We start from the raw sequence: 20,447 nt of genomic DNA, 5'->3' as shown, positions 1-20,447 counted from the left end.
AAATCACCTCTTTTAGCCCTTAATTCGCCGTTTTGGCGGATTAAGGGCGCACTAACCCTAAGCTAGCAAGTGTTTTCTGCCGATCATGAGGTTCGTTAGCCCCGCCAGCAGACACAAACGGTTATGGTTTTTATCAAGCCCTTTGTAACGAACTTTGTTATAGCCAAATACGCACTTGATGTAGCGAAACGGATGCTCAACTTTAGCGCGTAGCTTGGCTTTCATTTTTTCAATTTCCTGCTCATTTTCGGTCATGGTTTTACGTTTACTGATTCGAGCACTGATCAACCAAGCAAGATTTTTGCGCTCTTTGTTTTCTTTACGTTTTTCAACACCTAGGTATCCAGCATCACCAAATACGCGTTTTTCTTCGCCATGCAGTAAGCTTGCCGTCATGGTTACGTCGTGCACATTGGCAGCCGTACTTTCCACACTATGAATCATACCTGTGACATCATCCACGCCGATATGCATCTTCATGCCAAAGTGCCATTGGTTGCCTTTCTTGCTGGAGTGCATTTCTGGGTCGCGCTTGCGGCTTTGATTTTTCGTTGAGCTCGGTGCGGAAATAATGCTGGCATCCACAATGGTGCCTTCGCGAAACAGCAAGCCTTGATGCTGCAAGTGCTTGTTAATTTCCTTCAGAAATAGCTTGCCCAGCCCATGCTTTTCAAGGAAGTGACGGAAGTTTAAAATCGTTGTTTCATCAGGAATATTGTCTGACAAACGCAATCCTGCAAAGCGGCGCATTGATTCAATTTCATACAGCGAATCTTCCAGAGCTGGATCGCTGAGGTTGTAGAATAGTTGCAAGCAATGCACACGCAGCATCACACTGAGCGGATAAGGGGGACGCCCCATTTCACCTTTTGGGTAATGCTTAGCGGCGCGATTCTCCAAGCGCTTCCAAGGAATAATGGCATCCATTCTTTCCAAGAAAATCTCACGACGCGTCTTACGCTTTTTGTTCTGGTATTCTGCTTCGGCAAAGGTCAACTGGCTCATGATTCGGCTCGCTGGGCTAAAAAATGGTCGATGCGGCTATTATCGCAAAAAGTGGGGAGTTATTCAGAGGTTCCCTAGAATTTCCTCGACTTTACGGATTTGATGGGAAAGACCAGAGGTCGAGATATCCATCGCTGTAGCAGCAAGTCGGAAGCTATTATGCTTGGCAACCGCCTCAACCAAAAGCAGGTCACGGATGGAAACAGAGGCTAATTTGTTCGAGATTACTTCACGTACCGTCAAAATTTATAAACTCCCATAAATAATTCACTTTTTCTATAATACCGATACGAATTGATATCAATTAAAGTTTTGATACTAATTATCATAATCATTCTTATTTGGTTTTATTGGAAAGTCATATGAATTTGAAAAAGAAGTGTGTTGCCAGTTTCGCCATGCTGTTTTGTTTATCGGCTAGCCCTTTAGCAGAGGAATTTACATTTACCGATGTGACTGGTCAAAAAATTGTTTTGAAAGCACAGCCTGAGCGTATTGTTACTTTACCTAATCCTGCCGCTCCGACGTTTATCGCTATCGAAGGTTCTTCCAAACGTATTGTGGGTATGAATCAAGGTTCCAAACGAGCCTTTAATAACGGGATGATGAGCGTCATGTTTCCTGAAGCACTCGATATCAGTAGTGATGTAGTTGCTGAAAGTGGTGGTTGGATGCCCAATGTTGAAGGGATAGCTGCATTAGAACCGGATTTGGTGATTCAGTGGGGTGGTCGTGGAGACGATTTAATTGCGCCCTTACGTAATGCTGGTATTCCGGTTGCACTTATGGTCGGTGGTGGCAATAACGGAACAGAAGAGTTAGCACGAGAAAATATGCGCATGGCGGCCGAAATCACGGGACAAACTGAAAAATATAATCGCTTGATTGAGTGGCGTGACGAGGTTATTAACGAGATTACTTCGGCACTAGCGGCAGCTGATATAAAAGACAAGCCAAGTATTTTGCATTTGCGTTCTGCTAAATCACGTTTACGGGCAACTGGTGAAAAAAGCTGGCAGCAGACCTTTATTGAGTTGGTCGGTGCCGTTAATGTAGCCGATGGCGTTGGTGTAGAAAAAGTAGTCAGTATTGAGCAAATTTTAGAATGGGATCCCGATATTATCATGCTCTCCTCTGAAGAAATTGATGCTGGGCTTGAAGTTATTTACGACCATCCATTGTTTTCACAATTAACTGCAGCCAAAGAAAAGCGTGTTTATAAAACGCCGGTGGGTGGTTATATCTGGGATAGTGCCTCGCATGAGAGCCCATTTACATGGATGTGGTTAGCTAACTTGACTCATCCTGAAATTTTCCAGTTTGACTTACGTGCAGAATTGCCCGAGCGTTTTCAGCTTTTATATAACTACGCGTTATCGGAAGCCGAAATCGATCAGATTTTACGGGTTGAGATGAATGGTGAGGCTAGAGGCTATCAGGTCTTTAGTAAGAAATGAGTAATAGCCAAACTTTAGTGAATACGGACAATCAACAAAAATCGCGAGTGGATTTTAGCTCTTTTCGATATGTTTACTGGCCTGTGCTAGTGATGCTTTTACTGCTTGCTGCTTTTGTTGGCTTAGTTGCAGGCCGTTATAACATCTCATACCCCGAGGTCTTTTCAATTTTATACCGTGGAGTTTTAGGGTTGGGTAGCGGCAGCATTCAAGAATTGGTGGTACTAAATGTGCGCTTACCGCGAATTCTTTTAGCAGGTATTACTGGTGCCGGCTTGGCGATTAGTGGGGTGGCGCTGCAGACACTGTTTCGTAACCCCTTGGTTTCTCCCAAGGTCTTGGGGCTTTCATCCGGTTCAGCACTGGGCGGTACCTTAGCTATCCTGATCGGTATAAGTGGGCCTATGTTGATGGGGGCGACTTTTATTACTGCTTTCGGCGCATTATTTTTGGTGGTGTTCATCTCAAATGTTGCTGGTCGAACATTGATGACCATTGTGTTGGCAGGGATAGTAATTGATGCTTTATTTGCTGCAGGGGTGTCCTTGGTTCAATTCGTAGCAGATCCTGAGGATAGTTTACCAGCCATTGTTTTTTGGTTGATGGGTAGCTTTGCCACTGCCAGTTGGAACAAAGTCGCACTAACGTCTATTCCATTAATAGTCGGTATTTTTCTGCTTAACCAAATGCGTTTTCGTATTGCAGTATTGGCCATGGGTGATGACGAGGCTCAGGCCTTTGGCATCAAGGTTAAGCAATCGCGATTGATGGTGTTTGGCCTGGTTTCTTTGGTCATTGGTACCTGCGTCACTGCGTCTGGTGTAGTTGGCTGGGTAGGGTTGGTGATTCCTCATATGGCTCGACTCTTAGTAGGAGAAGATCAATTTAAGTTATACCCGACCACCATTATTTTAGGGGCTACTTTTATGATTTTTATTGATACTTTAGCGCGTAGTTTAGTGGCAGCAGAAATACCTTTGGGAGTATTGACAGCCTTAATTGGTGCTCCCGTTTTTGTATATTTACTCTGCACCCGCAAAAGAAGGGGCTGGTGATGAATGAATTAAAAACTGCTCATGTTAGCGTAGAGCAAGCTGAAGTGCGTTTTGGTTCTCGCGTAGTATTTGACAATCTCAGTTTCCATCTTACTAAAGGCGAGACGATGGTTATCTTAGGGCCTAATGGCCGTGGCAAAACTACCTTGCTAAAATCATTAATCGGTACTCAGACGCTAACTCGCGGTCGACGGAAAATACCGCGTTTAATCGGTTATGTGCCACAGCATCAACATGGCAGTGAAGAGCATCGCAGTTTAGATGTGGTTTTAATGGCGCGCGCTGCATTGCTTCCAATGTTTTCTCTACCGACTCGCCGAGATCAGGAAAGAGCGTTTGATGCCTTGGAGCGAGTAGGTGCAAGTCACTTGGCTAATCAACGTTTTGGTTCATTGTCTGGAGGTGAGCGTCAGTTGGTGTTATTAGCAAGAGCGCTAGCAACCGGAGCTGATCTGTTGATTTTAGATGAACCTGCCGCAGCCCTGGATCTTGCTAATCAGGACTTGCTACTGAGCGTTTTGTATGAGTTGCGCTCTGAGCGCAGTCATACAGTTATTTTTACTACCCATAATCCGCAACACGCCCTTTATCTAGCCGATAAGGTGCTGTTGATGCATGAAAAGGATGAAATACGCTTTGGTGCAGCGGATAAATTATTAAGCGAGGCCGAATTATCACGGCTATATAAAATCCGCTTGCGTCGTTTGCAGATGCAAGAAGGCGAGTATCGACAAAGTACTGTGTGCCCAATCTTTGGATTAAATCAAAGCTATGACAATTTGAACTTGGGTGTTGATTGTAGATATGCCAAGGGGCAACAATGAAGGAGCTGAACAGCCAGGCAAGCAATCCACAACGGGCAGAATGGCTTGCTTTGTTAGCTAGAGCGGAGTGTGAGTACCTTGAGAGCCTATGGGCTGATTTGGGTAAAAATAAACAACCGCAGATCATATCTGGACCGGAAACCGGCTTATTGCAGTTGACTACTCGTGCAGGTGGTGGTGCCGTCGCTTTTCAGTTTGGTGAAGCAACTTGCAGTCGTTGTGTAATTCAACTGGGTAAGGTTCGAGGTTATGCAGTACAGCTGGGTTCAAATCTTCGCAAAGCTGAATTAGCGGCTTACCTTGATGCCTTATTCCAGGAGCTGGGTGATGAACAGAGGCACATCATATTAGTGCCGATTCGAGAGCGTCTTGCTCAAATAAACGTTGAGCGAGAAATGTTGGTGTCATCCACCTCAGTGCAATTTTTTACTACTAAAACATCGTGATTTAAATGAAGATTCCTTTAAATACAGAAATTGATAGTCCTCAAATTCTGCATCAAAATACACAGCGCTACCGTCGTTTTTTGCAGGCTTTTGGTTATCCTATGCGCGTTTATGAATTAGATATTGATGTTGTTTATGGGGTTATTGCTTGCTTCTTGGATAGTACAACAGGTGCTGTATTAAGCAATGACAGCTTAAAACTAGAGCATGAGGTACTGGCTACCGGAGCGACGATTAGTAGTCAAGCTGAATGGTTTTTTGCGACATCAACACTTGTTGATTTAACTGATATACCCATTGGAAGCCGTGAGGCGCCGGAAGATGGTGCGATGGTTGTGATAGAAATTGATGCCATTTCAGAGTCCAGCGGCTCTTTATGTGTCGAAGCAACAGGAGCTGGTTTGCCCGCTGCGCGACGAATGTTTTTTTCTGGTTTAAATGAAGGGGTTATTACTGACCATATTGCTTTACATGATTCTTATCCGTGTGGGATAGATTTATTGCTTTGCGCGGGTAAGAAAATGGTAGCTATACCCCGTCATCTGCGTTTGGAGTTGCTCTAATGTATGTGCCGGTAAAAGGTGGGGCTGAAGCAATAGCGGCTTCTCGAGCTGCTGTGGACAAAGCGAGACGCGGTGATTTAGGCCTAGATGAAATAGCTATAGAACAAATTATTGAGCAAATGGCTTTAGCTGTTGATCGAGTTATGACTGAAGGCGGGCTTTATGACCGGCGTTTAGCGGCAATTGCCTTAAAACAGTCTCAAGGTGACATGGCCGAAGCGGTTTTTCTGTTACGAGCTCATCGTGCGCAGTTGGTTGATTTTGGTGCGGCGGAAATGCTGGATTTGAATCATTTAAAGCGAACACGCCATATTTCAGCGACTCAAAAAGAATTGGTTGGTGGTCAGATCCTTGGTGCAACCTATGACTATACTCATCGACTGCTTGATTTTAGTTTAGCTAATTCATCACAGCCCAACGCAGAGTCATCAGAGAGTGTGTCTGAATCACCGGCAGTCGCCGTCGATAAAAACTCTACACAAACCACTCATTATGAGGATTTAATTAGACGAGAAGCGCCGCAAGAGCCGGTTGATATTACCCGTAAAGTGACTGCGCTTGAAGTTGGAAGCAGTGAGAGATTGGCAACTCTGGTGCGTGGTGAAGAAGGTTATTTGACTGGTTTAGCATATGAGAGTTTACGTCGGGCATCTTCAACCCATCCTTATGTGGCCGAGCTTAGCGCCGGTGCTATTGAGGTGATGGTGGCAGTAGAAGAACTTGGCTTGACGGTTTCAGTGGGTGAGATTGATTTAACTGCGTGTACTACCCTGATGCCGGACTTTGGGCAAGAAGCCCAATTGCTCGAAGGCTTTGGGATTGCTTTTGGTGCCAATGAACGTAAAGCGGTCGCCATGGGTGTTGTAGACCTAGCGGTGAAAAGCGATCAAAACCTTTCTGCGGATGTGCTGATGCATGTCGATGGCGTCGCTTCTTCGGGCTACGTTAGTCATTTGAAATTACCACATTATTCGGACTTTGATGCGGACATCGCTAGATTACGTCGAGTCCATGCTCAGAAAAAACTATGAATTACGCTTACCTTGATCAGTTGTCCAAGCGCGAAGTGCGCCGAAAAATTATCAAAGCCCTGTGCTTGCCCGGGCGACAAATTCCCTTTGTCATACCTGAATTACCTATTGCCTATGGTTGGGGCGTAGGGGGTATAGCGGTGACGGCATCGCTATTACACCCAAAGGATAAGCTTAAAGTGGTTGACCATGGTTCAGACGATACTGTTAATGCGTTGAATATTCGTGATTTTTTTCTTAAAACAGCTAATGTTGTGGCCACTGAATCGACTGCTGAGGCGACCTTGATTCAAACTCGTCAGCGTATTCCTGAGACACCTCTCAAAGAAGGGCAGGTATTAGTTTATCAGGTGCCACGTCCTGATCCCCTGCGTGGTTTTATTAATAATGCCAAGGAGTCGCGAATGCGGCATGCGCATCATGATTATGGTTTGATTTTGACCTCTTTATTTGAGCGTTGGTTAAAGCAAGGAGAGGGTAGTCTTGGATACGATCATCCGGTCTTGATTGAGGGGGGCGCATTAATGTCACCTTCACCTATACCTGTCATGGATAATGCGCGCATGAACCAGATGCCGGCGATTCAGGTCTTTGGTGCGGCACGTGAACGTAGGATTTACGCTTTACCGGCGTACACACAGGTAGAAAGTATTGCGTTTAGCGATGTTAGTTGCATTCCACCTAAGGTTTCGGGCATGTGCAAGGTTTGCGGAACGAGTACCCATTATCTGGACAATATTGGTACCGGTGAGAAGCCTGATTGGGTTTGTTCAGATTCTGAAGCTTGTTGGAGTCGTGCCAATGTTTAAGTTGCCACCACCAGTGCTTGATATTCAGCAGGTGAGTTTAGTCAAGTCTGATCGTCAAATCCTTAGCGCATGTGATTTGCAACTTTACCCCTCAGAAGTATTAGCGATAGTAGGGCCTTCGGGCGCTGGTAAATCAAGCTTGTTAAATATCCTGGTTGGTAAGGATAGTCCAAGTGAGTGTCATCTATTTAAGCTCAAAGAGCATGATATACAAAGGACGGATACGCACAGGATTTATCAACTACGTAGACAATTAATGGGCTATGTCGCGCAAGATGCCGACAAAACACTAAATTTGAAACTCTCAGCAGCCGCTAACATAGCGCAGCGCTTATTTGATCTTGGTCTTAATAGTGCGAGTGATGCATTGTCTCGCGCAAAAGCTTTGAGTGAGCGTTTGGGGCTACCGTTGGAAAGGTTAGATGATTCGGTAGCAACCTATTCCGGCGGGATGAGACAGCGTGTTCAGATTGCCGCAGCCATAGTGCATGAACCTGAAATACTGTTTTTGGATGAACCGACTTCAGCCTTAGATTCAGTGTCTCAAGCAGAGTTTATTGATTGTTTATTAGACCTTAAAACCGAGCGGAATCTTTCTATGGTGTTTGTTACCCACGATTTACGTCTTGTACGGTTGATTGCCGATCGTGTATTGGTGATGGATAAGGGTAAGGTGGTAAGCCAAGCCGTCATTGACCGCATGCTAACGGAACCCGAGCATCCTACCGCCGAGGCGCTAGTTAAAGCGATGATCTAATGAACACTAAGACTCTTCAACTTTTCTTTCAAAGTGAAACCGCTTCCATACCGTTAGAAATTAGAGCTGACAGCGGGCAGCTAGTGCACCTGTGGGGACCTTCGGGTGTTGGTAAATCGACTTTATTGGCACGGATTTGGGGCAGCCGAAGTATTGGCAAGGGTAGTCTGATTATTAACTTTGACAATGGACAAAGTCTTGACCTGGGCAAGATGTCGCCAGCTCAACTTGCTTTTGTACGGCCAAGACTAATGACTTATGTAGCTCAAAACCCCCTGGTGTTGCCGCGAAGCAGAATGTCTGACTGGTTCACTGATTACTCTATAGATGAACTCCATGAAAGACTGTTTTATCTCGACTTGGCGCCGGAGCTCTTACAACGCTGTGCCACCGATTTATCGGGTGGTGAATTGCAGCGATTTGTGTTGTTACGAGCTGTTTTTTCCGAGACACCAATCCTGTTACTTGATGAGCCCTGTACGGGCTTGGATCCTAAGCGCTTCCATCAGGTTGTTAGACTTCTTAAAAAAGAAAAAGACCGACAGAAGCTAGTGATCTTTAGTAGTCACACTCATGAAACTTGGGTTGACCAGTCGATTCAATTGTTTTAGTGGGTTTTTATAGTTAATAAAGGTTTATTTTATGAGAAAAAATTTTGTTTTATGTGGAGCTTTGTGTGTGCTACCTTTTACAACGGCACAGGCGGACACAAGTGTTACTTTATACGGGTCGGTGACTGCTGGTTACGCCTATGAAAAAGTGAGTGGGCCATTACATGGAGGTTATTACTCAAATACAAAAACCGGCGCCATTGATGCCGGACAACCTGGCAGTCGTTGGGGTTTAAAAATTGAAGAAGATATAGGTAATGGAACCACTGTAGTTGCTCAACTCGAAAGCGGGTTTAACCTTTTGACTGGCGAAAGTAAGCAAGGTGGTAGATTATTTGGTCGTCAGAGTACCCTGGGACTGTCCAATAAAGACTGGGGGCGCTTAGAGTTTGGACGGCAGACCAATATTTCCAATAAGTACGGGAAAAATATCCTGGATCCATTAGGTTCCAGTTATAACCAATTATCAATTGGGATGGCATTCAGCTCTTTAGATTCTGTGCGTTATGACAATATGGTTATGTATCAAAGCCCAACTATCTCTGGTTTTCAAGGAGGTATAGGTTATTCTTCCACCATTGATGGTGAAGAAGGTAGTACCGATGATAAGGCCATCACTACAGGTTTGCGTTATAACCAAGGGGCAGTCAAGGCTTTTCTTGTCTATGACAGGATTAGACTAAAAAAAGAGGGTATGAGTCATAGGCTTCAAGCATGGGCTGCCGGTATGTCCTATGATTTTGATGCCCTGACCTTGTCTCTTGGTTTTGGTAAAACCAAAGACGGTTGGTTTGCCGGGGGCAACGTGGGTGATTTAAAGACTGGTAGCTTCGTAGCGGCTGAAGGCTTTGACTTGAATTCATATCATGTAGGTCTAGCTATTCCAATGGGTAATGGGCAAATCGGTGCTGCTTGGCGGATGGCCGATCCAAGAAGAGCGGCGATTAGTAGCAAATCCGTCTACTTAGTGGGTGATGAGTTGGAAAAACAAAATGTTTTCGCCCTAGGTTATAGCTATAAACTGTCGAAACGCACAAATTTATATACCTACGCCTCTTATGCTAAAAATGCATTCTTTCAAGATGGGTTGAAATCGAGGTTAGTCAGTGTTGGTATCCGCCATCGTTTTTAGTAAAAAAGAAAAACGTGTTCAGTGTCGATATTGAGTAATCAGTTGGAAAATAGTAATAAAGATTTGTGATAGAAGGGGGCTTTGAAAGCCCCTTTTAATTTGAAATTACAGCTTCTGAATCAATTCTTTAACGTCATCAACATTGAGCGTTTTGGCTGCCCCAAATCCTGCGACTTGTCTGACGCGAGTAATTTCCAAGACAAAGAAATGGAAATCTTTGAAGTGGGTCATAAACTCTACATCAGGAAAGCGTTCTAAATAAATATCACGATAGTAGCTCCATTCTTCACTATCACGTTCAGGTTCTGTGGCCTTGACTGCAAAAGTCACGCGTGAGAGATCGTGCACAGGCTTGTCCGCTTCTTCACTGGTGCAAATCATCAATGAAGCAGTCGGACGCTGTTGTATGTAGCGTGTATGGGCTGCAAATTCACTGATATGAATGACCAAATTGGCCGTTTTTTTATCAATGGCAAAGGGCACCATTGAGGCAAAAGGTTCGCCTTGGTTGGTCAGTGTGGCAAGAGAGGCACTGCGCTTAGTACGCAGCAATTGCTGCAATTGTGGTACTAAATTATCTTGTTCAGACATCACTATTCCTTCTTTAAAAATTAACTAAAACTTGGGTTTTCTGTATTCTTGTCCGGATTGCTTTGAGTATCAGTTTCAAAGACAATATGGCGAGAGTAATCAAAACCTTGTGGTTGATGGTGTGAGAGTAAAATAATGGCACTATCAGGTAATTTCTCTGCAATGATACGGAGAATTTTGCTCTCACTATTGGCATCTAATGCACTTGTTGCCTCATCCAAAAATAACCATTTTGGTGCTAAATAAATAGCTCGCGCCAAGGCTAAACGCTGCCGTTCACCACCAGATAAAGCGCTTAATATGGATTGTTGCTCTTCCTGAGGAAGTGGCAACTTATCAATCAAGTGCTCCAAGCCAACAGCCATTAGTAGTTTTTCAGCCTTTTCATGGCTTAATTCTTCTTTAGCTAAGGGATAGCATAAGGCGGCCAAAATACCCTGTTTAGGAATATAGGGAGTTTGTGGTAAATAAAGACTGTCTTTTTGCTGTGGAGAGTGTATCTCGCCCTTGGTAAAAGGCCAGATACCCGCAATAGATTTAAGTAAGGTACTTTTGCCTATACCCGAATTTCCCTGTAACCATACACGTTCGCCTGGATGAATATCAAGAGACTCGACGAATAGTAAAGGTTTTTTAGTTGGTGTATATAATTGCACGCTCCTGATTGATAGATGATTATCAGCCTGCAGTGTGTAGTCCGAGCCTTCGGATAAATTGTTATCAAGCTGTTTGAGTAATTGATCAAGACGGCGTGTCGATGCGGCCAATTCTGCCAAATCTCGATAAGAGAAAATAAACCATGAGAGGGTAGTGACCACATTAGTAAATGCGCTGGCTAACTGCATCAGACCACCTAAAGTGACTTTACCGACGATGAAGGCAGGTAACGCTAAAAACATGGGAATACGCAGTACCGTCTGATAGTAAGGGCGGGTAAAGCAGCCTAAGATAAGATTACGAATGTTTAATTGACGCCAGTTTTCTTCAATGGCTTTAAATAAATTAGCTAGGTGCTTATGTTCTTGCTTTTCACCGCGCTGTAGTGCAATAGCCTCACTCGAATCACGGACATGAGTGAGGGCGTAGCGAAAGTCACCTTCACGGCGCTGTTGTTTGACCGTGAGGTTTCTTAATGGTGAACCTAAATAGTGAGTTACACCACTGGATATCAAGACGTAGAGAGGAGCCGCCCATACCATGTAGCGTGGGATTTCAACAGCATAACCAAGCACCGTAAAGGATAGTGCAAAGGTAGATAATGACCATAGAACAGCAAAGTAGGATACCACGGAGATGATAGCCATAATTAACGCGTGTACTTGGGTCACGGTCAGATGGATAAAGATGCGACAGTCCTCGGCAATACGTTGCTCCGGGTTATCAATGTTTTCTGAATTGCTATCAAGTTTGAGGTACCAATGTTGATGGTCAGTTAACCAACGGTTTACGACCGCAGTAGTTAATAGCTTTCGCCAACGTATTTCTAATAAGTTTTGTACGTATTTACCGACTAGGTGTAGTGTGGCGCTAGCGAGCACTAAGAGCACAAAAATACCGATTTGATGAATAATTTCTTCACCATTAATTTCTTGAAGTGCATTATAAAAGTCATTACTCCAGCGAATCATGCGAAGCGAGATGGCAAGCCCCACTAAACTCAGTAACAAGACAAAAATAAATTGAGCAATCCCAATGGCTCCGGCTTTACTATGCGTGCATAAACGCATTAGTCGGAAGAAGGGATAAAAGAATCGTTGCATATAATGTGTTTTTGAAAAATAAAGAGAAAACCACTTTCAAATACTGTCTTTGAAAGTGGTTTTGGTTTTTTGCTAATGCTTAGAAGCGGGCTTGTATACCTGCGCTGACAGTGCGTCCACGTCCGGCTAAAGAACTGTAATCCTGTGAACCGGCATAGCCGTAGTGACGATCTGAGAGGTTTTCTACGTTGACAAATAGGTCAATATGCTTGTTGACTTTGAAATTGCCATATAGATCAACAAGTGTGTAGCCCGGTAAATCATCCCAGTGTGAGTTGCCGGTAAACTGTCCGGCTGCTGCTTTACTTTTGCCAAAGTATCGAACCTGAGCACCCAGATTTACGCGCTCATTAAATAGTCTGGTACCAACGTCGAGAGTCCAGATAGTTTCAGGTGCTAAAGTCGCATTACCACCATTGAATCCTGTGCCGAAACCAATTGGCTGATCAGTTAGTTTACTGTGCGAATATGACAGGTTGATGTAGGCTACACCGGCGTCATAGCCCGCACTTAATTCGACTCCTCGCATACGGACATCGTTGGTCGAGTTAATCCACATGATGGCAGGGTAACTCAGACCATCTACAGGCCCCATATCATTGAAGATGTAGTCTTTGATGCGGTTATTAAAATAACCTAAGCGGAAATTTAAGTTGTCGTTATCAAGAAATACATTGTTATTTTGATAAGAAACAGCAAAATCAAAGCCATCGCTGGTTTCACCTTTGAGAGCCAAGTTATTAACTTGACCGTTACCTATACCGTCACCAAAGGGAGTTCCTGCATAGAAAACCTCATGGGTGCTGGGTGGACGGAAAGTATGTGCGTACATACCGTATAAGCTCCACTGCTCGGTTAAGTCAAACTGGAAACCAATACTTGGTAGTAATTTGCCATCAGATGTTGTTTCCCAAGAATCACCGCAAGCGCCTCCGCCACTTGGGCAACCGGCTAGACCAGCGGCATAGGGCGGGCGATAACCGTTGAGACGATAGTGATCATAGCGTAGACCGGCTAGTAGGGTTGTACGACCGAATGTCCATTGCAGGTTGGAGAACACACTGCCTTTATCTATTTTGCCGGGGTGGTTACCACCGCGATTTTTCTTGGGTGCGTAGCTGTTGTGATCCCATGCAAGACCATAACTCAAAAGCAAATCATAGGGATCCAGCACTGATAAAACGGAGTCGTTGGTAATATTGATACCCCATGTGTCATTATCAATGCGTCTACCGGCATAGGTACCACCAATGTGGTCGGCATAATCTAGTACTGTTTGATTATAATAAGCTTGGGCTTTAAATGAAATTAGTGGATTGTTGGGTGTGTAAGCGTAATCAGCGGTGACGGTTGTGTTATCAACGTCCCACTCGTAATTAGAGTTATTAAATGTATTGCGGTACCATACGCTGCCTAAGTCAAATTGGTGTCTGTCATTGGGCTTAAAGCGCATTTTAACCAAGCCGCCTTTTGGAGAGTTGTCTGATGAGCGGTTGTCAGCTAACTTGGAACCATCACCTGTTTTATAGTTGCCCTCGTTTTTGTAGGCACCTGCGGCAATGATACTGAGAGTGCCGTCATCGCCACCTACACCGGTAAAGCGATGGCCGACTGCGGCAACGCCCGAAGCGTGAGCGCCGTTATTGCCAAAACGCATTCTGGTTAGACCGCCAGTATTGCCAAAGGTTAAAACGTCTTCTTCACTAAGCGTGCGCATATTTGCCGCACCTGCCAATGCACCGGTACCATGAGCACCACTAACTACACCGCGGGTGACGCTAATTCCGGCTAATAACTCAGGATGGACATAAAGTAGATTGTTCCCGGTAGAACTGTGACCGGCAACGTTTTTAAAGTTTTGCGGAACCCCGTCAATCATACTATTGATTCGACCATAGCCGCTTAAACCACGAATACTAATCTCAATACCCGGCTGGTTACTCAGTTGATTGGTAAATACACCCGGCATGCTTCGTAAAGCACGCTGTGGATTACCGGCATTTTTTATTTGCAGGTCTTCTTCGTCTAACTGATTGTTGGTGGGATTAGCACTTGTTTGTATATTAATACCAATCAGCTCGACGACTGGAGTTGACTGAGAAGTGGAAGAGGAGCCTTGTGAATAAACAGGCATGGAAAAAGCACTCGCAACAACGAGTACTGATAGTTTTACGCGCATCAAAACCTCAATAACTGAACATTAATGATAATAAGAATGATTTCTATTTAGAATTTTATGCCATTGTAAATTAATTTGAAAAAAAATTTCACACAATAATGCTTTGCGCAGGATTTAATAATGGCTAATTCCGCTTTTTAATCGCTTTATCGTTAATTAGCGGTGGTTTGATTTGACTAGCAGATTGATCGAATAGACGAAGGGGCTCGTCTATTCATTTTGATTAGAATTGATTAGGACTTTTTGACAAACTCAGACTTCAAGTCCATTGCTTGACCGTCTACACGACCGGAAAAGTTGTGATCACCTTCTTGGAGGCGGATAGATTTGACGCGAGTACCTTGCTTAATGATCATCGAACTGCCTTTGACCTTCAAGTCCTTGATAAGGGTTACGTCATCACCATCTGCCAAGGGTGTTCCATGTGCATCCAGTACTTTTAAGCCGTCATCTTGCTCTACTAGTTCTTCGGACTCAAGCCACTCATGCGCACATTCGGGGCAAACAAGCTGTATGCCATCACTGTAGGTGAACTCTGATTGACATTTAGGACAGGCAGGGTAACTCATCACTATCTCCATCTAAAAAATAATTAAAACTTATAGTAATTAATCATATAGTATAGGCGATATTGAAGAAAGCTGTTTTGTAGGGTGCTAGTTATCCCAACGATCCGGTGAGTAGGTGAAAACCGGCAAGGACCACTTCCATTTAAGTGCTGCCATGCGTAAGCTAAGCCCCACAATAAAAGGCAGTACAAGGGTCAGATTCTCATCAACTTCAAAGTAAATCAAAAGCAAGTAGAAGTTTGCAACAATAAAAGACACGCTTGCATAGAGTTCGTGACGCAGTACGAGTGGTGTACGGTTACACATAATATCACGCAAAATGCCGCCAAAAATCCCCGTGATAATTCCGGCCATAACCACCACCGGCAGAGTATAGTCGAGTTTCATGGCGACATTGCAGCCGATGATGGTAAAGGCTACTAAACCCATGGCATCAACTAATAAGAAAATCCTGTTGAGTTTGCGCATGTACTTAGCGATGATAATGGTGAATAAGCCGGCACCAATAGTGATGTAGATATAAAAGGGGTGCTGAGTCCATGTGACAGGGTAGTTGCCAAGCAACATATCACGTACGGTTCCGCCACCCAAGGCGGTAATAAAAGCGATTAAAGCGACACCGAACAAGTCCATATTACGACGGCCGGCCGCAAGGGCGCCGGACATGGCTTCTGCAGTAATAGCAATAACAAAAATATAGGTTAGCATTTAATAAATCCTAGTGATTGTTATGCCACTCCCTCTGTTCTTGGTACCTGAGAGTTTGTGTAGCTGGCGCCACTTGCCCCTTCGGTGGGTTGATTTGACAACCGCTCTCCAGTTGGCGGATACGAGCTGTGCAGTGCTTGAGCCTGAGCGTTTATGGGAGTTTTCGCCTTCGGCGGGTAGGTGGTTACCACTCTCCTGCGACAGCAGTAGATTATACGTTAGTGTGGAGGATTTCGCTGAGAATTTGAATTGGCCATCAATAAAACAAAAGATAAATAAGAATCTTCAACCGCTTCTTGAGAGGCTTTTGTTATAGATCAATTTTATTTATTTGGCTCTTCACATTCATAGCAATTTTTGTCATACTAAGCATAGATCATTAGAGGTTGCGAGCGAAGTAAATTTTGGCTTGAGTGCGCACCTTTTTTATTTATATATAACATGTATTTATAATATATGTTATGATTTTGATAGTGAAATTCCTAAGAAGCAGCGTTTGCCTCAAGCAGCTTTTCTTCACAGGAGCAGAGGAGAGAACCTTGGAACATCCCGAACATAGTCAATTAAATGGTTTCAGTCATTCAGCTATGGTTGAATCACCATCGTATTTGCAGTTTTTCAGGCGAATTGTTGTGAGTCTGCTGCTGCTTTTCTCCTGTATGTTTTTTAGTTCTATTGCGCAAGCGGATTCCCGTTTAGCTGCATTTTTGCCTAAGGTACAAGCCGCTGACATATTCCCGGGGGCTGATGGCTATGGTCCTGTCGAGGGTGATGAATTACCGATTGCTCGCGTTTTTAAAGGACAAGATGCAGTCGGTTATGTGTATTTGACGACTGATATTGTCAATACACGCGGTTATTCAAGTAAGCCTATTGATACTTTAGTTGCCTTGGATAATGATGGCGCTATTGTTGGTGCCAAATTAGTTGAACACCATGAACCGATTGTTTTGATTGGTATTCCGGAATCTCGGATGGTAGAGTTTATTGAAGGTTACATTGGTATGAACTTCATTAAAAATCCGTTGCCTATTGGTTCACCGCCACCAGTAGACATGATAAGTGGGGCGACTGTCACTCTCATGGTGATAGGCGATAGTATCCTCCGTTCCTCACGCATCTTGGGTCAAGCCTATCAAATCGGTATGTCACAAGAGGCTGCTGCATTAGCTGCTAGTAGTACTGAAGCAGAACCAACGCCACAGGTGATTAATCAAGACTTGTTAGAAATAAAATCTTAGGACACCTTGGTTCAAGAAGGGGCCGTTGGTCATCTACATATGACGATTGGCGAAGTTAACCAACTGTTCGAGGAGTCCGGTCGTCCGGGTGCCGGTGATAAGCCACAATCAGGTAATCCTGAAGATACATTCTTCGATATTTATACCGCTGTGGTTTCGGTACCTTCAATTGGTCGTAGTCTTTTGGGCGAGTCCGAGTATGAATATATGCAGTCCAGACTCAAAGAGGGACAGCAAGCAATTCTGATCGCCGGTAATGGCCTCTACTCATTTAAGGGCTCTGGTTATGTACGAGGTGGTGTGTTTGACCGCTTTGATATTATCCAGGGCTTACATAGTTTCCGTTTTACCGATTTACAACATCGACGCCTTTATGATGTTCTGGCTGATGGTTCACCGCACTTCAAGGAAGTGGGATTGTTCTTCGTGTCTGAAGAAAATGATTTCTTTGATCCGACAGAAATGTGGCGTTTTCAATTGTTAGTGCAGCGTGAAATTACGGTGCATGAGAAAATTTTCTTGCCAGTCGAATTAAATTATCAAGTACCGTCAATTTATACTATTGATGATCCATCAGCGCCTGTACTAACTGAAAAAGTAGAGCCCCCTCCGGCAACCTCTGCAATTTCTCAAGCTGTACCCCCAGCAGAGGTTGTCGGTCCTATTGAGCACCAAGCGGCTGGTCCTGCGGATATGTTTGCAGACGAGATTCCTCTCTGGCAAATTATCTGGAAATCTAAAGTCCATCAAATTGCTGTGGTGAGTTTGGCGCTAGTCGTGCTTTTATTTGTCTTCTTCTTCCAGCACCAATTGGTTAAGCATGAGAAGTTCTATAACTATTTTCGTACTGGCTTTTTGATGTTCAGTCTGTTCTATATCGGTTGGTACGCCAATGCACAGTTATCCGTAGTTAATGTCTTGACCTTTACCACCTCGTTACGGACGGAGTTCAGTTGGGAGTACTTCCTGATGGATCCCATTGTCTTTATCTTGTGGTGTGCAACAGCCATCTCTATGGTGTTCTGGAATCGTGGCGCGTTTTGTGGTTGGTTATGCCCATTTGGATCGTTACAAGAATTGCTCAATAAATTAGCTAAAAAACTGAAAATCAAGCAAGTAAAGGTGCCTTACGCTATTCACCACCGAGCGGCAGCGATTAAATACGTTATTTTTATTGCTTTATTCGGCTTTTCGCTCTACGACTTGGCGTTTGCAGAGAAGCTTGCAGAAGTAGAACCGTTTAAAACAGCCATTATTCTGAAGTTTTTCCGTAGTTGGCCTTTTGTAACTTTTGCTGTCTTGCTATTGGTTGCAGGGCTATTTATTGAACGTTTCTACTGTCGATACTTATGTGCTTTAGGTGCAGGCTTGGCTATTCCTGCGCGTTTACGTATTTTCGATTGGTTACGTCGTTACAAAATGTGCGGTGACCCCTGTCAACGATGCGCAGTGGAGTGTCCGGTGGATGCGATTACGCCTGAGGGGCCTATCGAACCTAATGAGTGTATACAGTGTTTGCACTGTCAGATGCTTTATCACCATGAGAAGAAGTGTCCTGAATTAATTCAACGTTCGGCTAAGCGTCGCCGTCGCCCGGCACCGGGTAAACAAGCGAAGCAAGAGCCGGTGTTTAATGAAGAGGTGTTGCGCTTTATGCCCAATGCCACCGCTTTTGAAGCAAAACCCAAAAAGAAAGAAGACGATGAATAGTATGTCGTTCATTAGTTTTATTTACCGTGCTTTATGCACATTTATCTATGAGGTCTATGATGAAAGATCAGAATGAGAAACAACCAATTCTAGAAATGAAGCGTCGTCGCTTTTTAGGTGCAGCAGCAGCTACTGGTGCCGCAGGCTTTGCCGGCGGTATGGGGTTGCCCAAGATGTTGGGGGGTAAGGAGGCTTTAGCTCAATCTAAAGGTGAGGAAGGCGGTTTGAATCACTTAGTTGGTCCAGGTGAGCTAGACGAATACTATGCGTTTAACTCCGGCGGTCAGTCTGGTGAGATCCGCATCATGGGCTTACCATCAATGCGTGAGATCATGCGTATTCCGGTTTTCAATATGTGTAGCGCGACCGGTTGGGGCCGTACTAATGAAAGCCTAGAAGTACTTAATGGCAATATCACACCACAAACAGCTCAGTTTTTAAAAGATCAAAACCTGCGTTGTATGCCTAACGGTGACGCTCACCACCCGCATATGTCATTTACTGATAGAACCTATGATGGTCGCTATATTTATATTAATGACAAGGCCAATAACCGAGTAGCGCGTGTTCGTTGTGATGTGATGAAAACGGACAAGATTGTTGAGATTCCTAACGTTGCCGCAGTGCATGGTTTACGTCCACAACGTTATCCTAAGACCGGTTATGTGTTTGCTAACGGTGAGCATATCGTACCTCTACCTAACGACGGTACCGTGATGGATAATCACAAGGAAAACTTCTTTGCTGTCTATACTGCGGTTGATGGTGAAACCATGGAGATTGCGTGGCAGGTCAAAGTTGACGGTAACCTTGATAACGGTGATGCAGACTACCAAGGTAAATATTCATTTGCAACTTGCTATAACGGTGAACAAGGGCTAAGCTTGGCTGAGTCTTCTGCTTATGAGCAAGACTGGGTTGTGGTCTTTAATATCAAACGTATTGAAGAAGCCATTGAAAAGGGTGATTACGAAGAGATTAATGGTGTTAAGGTAGTTAATGGTCGCAAAGGTTCGCCTTACACACGTTATATCCCAGTACCTAACTCACCTCACGGTTGTAACGCAGCGCCTGATGGTATTCACGTGATGCTTAACGGTAAGATTTCACCGACAGTGACTGTACTTGATGTACGTACTTTGGATGACCTGTTTGATGACAAGATCGAGCCACGTGATTGTGTGGTGGCTGAGCCTCAATTAGGTTTAGGTCCTCTACATACTGCCTTTGATGGTCGTGGTAATGCCTACACCACACTTTTTATTGACAGCCAGATGGTTAAGTGGAATATTGATTTAGCTAAGCGTCAATATGCGGGTGAAGATGTGGAACCAGTGATTCAGAAACTAGATGTTCACTATCAGCCAGGTCATAACCATAGTACGATGGGTGAAACTAAAGATGCCGATGGTAAGTGGCTAGTGTCATTGAATAAATTCTCTAAAGACCGTTTCCTTAATGCCGGTCCGTTAAAACCTGAAAATGATCAGTTAATTGATATTTCCGGTGATGAGATGAAATTAGTAGCAGACGTGCCGAGCTTTGCTGAACCACATGATATGTTGCTGGTGCATCGACGCTTTGTAAACCCTAAAAATATCTGGGATCGTGATGACCCACAATGGGCGACAGCGAGAAAGCAAGCTGAGGCAGATGGTCTTGATTTAGATACTGCCAATGAAGTAATCAGAGATGGTAATAAGGTGCGTGTGTATATGACATCAACTGCGCCCCAATTTGGTTTGAATAATTTTACCGTCAATCAAGGTGATGAAGTGACAGTGATTGTGTCTAACGTTGAAGTGATTGAGGACTTGACCCATGGCTTTACGCTAGAAAATCATGGTATTGCCATGGAGGTTTCTCCAGGGCAAACAGCCTCTGTCACCTTCGTAGCATCACGCCCAGGTGTTCATTGGTACTATTGTCAGTGGTTCTGCCATGCTTTACACATGGAGATGTCTGGGCAAATGTACGTGAATCCCAAGGCTTAAATGGG

The 20,447-nt window shown here is 44.2% G+C and carries 20 protein-coding genes and 1 riboswitch; of the genes, 13 read left to right on the top strand and 7 right to left on the bottom strand.

Translation table 11 applies throughout. The features are described 5' to 3' along the window. Window positions 1–57: 57 nt before the first annotated feature. The gene (locus B092_RS0112635; RefSeq protein WP_018575591.1) at window positions 58–1,005 is read right to left on the bottom strand and encodes an IS5 family transposase; all 948 of its coding nucleotides are present in this window, start codon (window positions 1,003–1,005) and stop codon (window positions 58–60) included. Between the two features lie 63 nt (window positions 1,006–1,068). Continuing rightward, window positions 1,069–1,248: a helix-turn-helix domain-containing protein gene (locus B092_RS15275; protein WP_083907566.1), complete on the bottom strand. Its 180-nt coding sequence runs from the start codon at window positions 1,246–1,248 to the stop codon at window positions 1,069–1,071. A gap of 119 nt (window positions 1,249–1,367) precedes the next feature. On the opposite strand from B092_RS15275, the gene B092_RS0112630 reads away from it, so the two are divergent. The 10 genes from B092_RS0112630 to B092_RS0112585 all read left to right on the top strand — a co-directional run bounded on the left by B092_RS0112630 (window position 1,368) and on the right by B092_RS0112585 (window position 9,690). Further along, window positions 1,368–2,462, top strand: coding sequence for an ABC transporter substrate-binding protein (locus B092_RS0112630; RefSeq protein ID WP_018575590.1), 1,095 nt, complete (start codon window positions 1,368–1,370; stop codon window positions 2,460–2,462). Next, window positions 2,459–3,517 (top strand): FecCD family ABC transporter permease, encoded by a 1,059-nt coding sequence (locus tag B092_RS0112625; RefSeq protein ID WP_018575589.1) that lies wholly within the window; start codon window positions 2,459–2,461, stop codon window positions 3,515–3,517. Before B092_RS0112630 ends, B092_RS0112625 begins: the two co-directional genes overlap by 4 nt. Continuing rightward, complete coding sequence (locus tag B092_RS0112620; protein ID WP_018575588.1) at window positions 3,517–4,341, top strand: ABC transporter ATP-binding protein; 825 nt, start codon at window positions 3,517–3,519, stop codon at window positions 4,339–4,341. Before B092_RS0112625 ends, B092_RS0112620 begins: the two co-directional genes overlap by 1 nt. Beyond that, window positions 4,338–4,787 (top strand): phosphonate C-P lyase system protein PhnG, encoded by a 450-nt coding sequence (gene phnG, locus B092_RS0112615; RefSeq protein WP_018575587.1) that lies wholly within the window; start codon window positions 4,338–4,340, stop codon window positions 4,785–4,787. The genes B092_RS0112620 and phnG overlap by 4 nt, the downstream gene beginning before the upstream one ends. Before the next feature lie 5 nt (window positions 4,788–4,792). After that, window positions 4,793–5,350 (top strand): phosphonate C-P lyase system protein PhnH, encoded by a 558-nt coding sequence (locus B092_RS0112610; RefSeq protein WP_018575586.1) that lies wholly within the window; start codon window positions 4,793–4,795, stop codon window positions 5,348–5,350. After that, a complete protein-coding gene (locus B092_RS0112605; protein WP_018575585.1) occupies window positions 5,350–6,381 on the top strand; it encodes a carbon-phosphorus lyase complex subunit PhnI in 1,032 nt (343 codons plus the stop codon). Before B092_RS0112610 ends, B092_RS0112605 begins: the two co-directional genes overlap by 1 nt. Continuing rightward, the gene (locus B092_RS0112600) at window positions 6,378–7,190 is read left to right on the top strand and encodes an alpha-D-ribose 1-methylphosphonate 5-phosphate C-P-lyase PhnJ (RefSeq protein ID WP_018575584.1); all 813 of its coding nucleotides are present in this window, start codon (window positions 6,378–6,380) and stop codon (window positions 7,188–7,190) included. Before B092_RS0112605 ends, B092_RS0112600 begins: the two co-directional genes overlap by 4 nt. Further along, window positions 7,183–7,947 (top strand): ATP-binding cassette domain-containing protein, encoded by a 765-nt coding sequence (locus B092_RS0112595; RefSeq protein WP_018575583.1) that lies wholly within the window; start codon window positions 7,183–7,185, stop codon window positions 7,945–7,947. Before B092_RS0112600 ends, B092_RS0112595 begins: the two co-directional genes overlap by 8 nt. Next, window positions 7,947–8,558 (top strand): ATP-binding cassette domain-containing protein, encoded by a 612-nt coding sequence (locus tag B092_RS0112590; RefSeq protein WP_018575582.1) that lies wholly within the window; start codon window positions 7,947–7,949, stop codon window positions 8,556–8,558. Before B092_RS0112595 ends, B092_RS0112590 begins: the two co-directional genes overlap by 1 nt. Before the next feature lie 67 nt (window positions 8,559–8,625). Then, on the top strand, window positions 8,626–9,690 hold the full coding sequence (locus tag B092_RS0112585; RefSeq protein ID WP_232244149.1) for a porin: 1,065 nt from the start codon (window positions 8,626–8,628) through the stop codon (window positions 9,688–9,690). A gap of 105 nt (window positions 9,691–9,795) precedes the next feature. Here B092_RS0112585 and B092_RS0112580 read toward each other — a convergent pair whose 3' ends face one another. The 5 genes from B092_RS0112580 to B092_RS0112560 all read right to left on the bottom strand — a co-directional run bounded on the left by B092_RS0112580 (window position 9,796) and on the right by B092_RS0112560 (window position 15,497). Then, the gene (locus tag B092_RS0112580) at window positions 9,796–10,281 is read right to left on the bottom strand and encodes a HugZ family pyridoxamine 5'-phosphate oxidase (protein WP_018575580.1); all 486 of its coding nucleotides are present in this window, start codon (window positions 10,279–10,281) and stop codon (window positions 9,796–9,798) included. Window positions 10,282–10,301: 20 nt separating this feature from the next. Next, entirely contained in the window at window positions 10,302–12,041 is a 1,740-nt protein-coding gene (locus B092_RS0112575; protein ID WP_026253780.1) for an ABC transporter ATP-binding protein/permease, read from the bottom strand. A 79-nt stretch (window positions 12,042–12,120) separates the two neighbouring features. After that, window positions 12,121–14,220: a TonB-dependent receptor domain-containing protein gene (locus B092_RS0112570; RefSeq protein WP_018575578.1), complete on the bottom strand. Its 2,100-nt coding sequence runs from the start codon at window positions 14,218–14,220 to the stop codon at window positions 12,121–12,123. Window positions 14,221–14,453: 233 nt separating this feature from the next. Beyond that, window positions 14,454–14,789 (bottom strand): zinc ribbon domain-containing protein YjdM, encoded by a 336-nt coding sequence (locus B092_RS0112565; RefSeq protein ID WP_018575577.1) that lies wholly within the window; start codon window positions 14,787–14,789, stop codon window positions 14,454–14,456. Between the two features lie 87 nt (window positions 14,790–14,876). After that, window positions 14,877–15,497 (bottom strand): trimeric intracellular cation channel family protein, encoded by a 621-nt coding sequence (locus B092_RS0112560; RefSeq protein WP_018575576.1) that lies wholly within the window; start codon window positions 15,495–15,497, stop codon window positions 14,877–14,879. Between the two features lie 24 nt (window positions 15,498–15,521). Further along, window positions 15,522–15,619, bottom strand: a riboswitch (glycine riboswitch). Between the two features lie 417 nt (window positions 15,620–16,036). Between B092_RS0112560 and B092_RS15960 the strand changes: the two genes are divergently transcribed. From B092_RS15960 to nosZ, 3 genes are read left to right on the top strand one after another with little or no spacing between them, the layout of a single operon-like run. After that, window positions 16,037–16,738 (top strand): FMN-binding protein, encoded by a 702-nt coding sequence (locus B092_RS15960; protein ID WP_232244153.1) that lies wholly within the window; start codon window positions 16,037–16,039, stop codon window positions 16,736–16,738. Window positions 16,739–16,744: 6 nt separating this feature from the next. Then, a complete protein-coding gene (locus B092_RS14515; protein ID WP_232244155.1) occupies window positions 16,745–18,448 on the top strand; it encodes a NosR/NirI family protein in 1,704 nt (567 codons plus the stop codon). A gap of 59 nt (window positions 18,449–18,507) precedes the next feature. Next, window positions 18,508–20,442, top strand: coding sequence for a TAT-dependent nitrous-oxide reductase (gene nosZ, locus B092_RS0112545; RefSeq protein WP_018575573.1), 1,935 nt, complete (start codon window positions 18,508–18,510; stop codon window positions 20,440–20,442). Window positions 20,443–20,447: the final 5 nt, after the last annotated feature.

It is taken from the genome of Oligella ureolytica DSM 18253 (assembly GCF_000373745.1).
GTDB lineage: Bacteria > Pseudomonadota > Gammaproteobacteria > Burkholderiales > Burkholderiaceae_B > Oligella > Oligella ureolytica.
The sequence above is the reverse complement of the archived record's forward strand: the minus strand, read 5'-3'. Positions and strand labels throughout refer to the sequence as shown.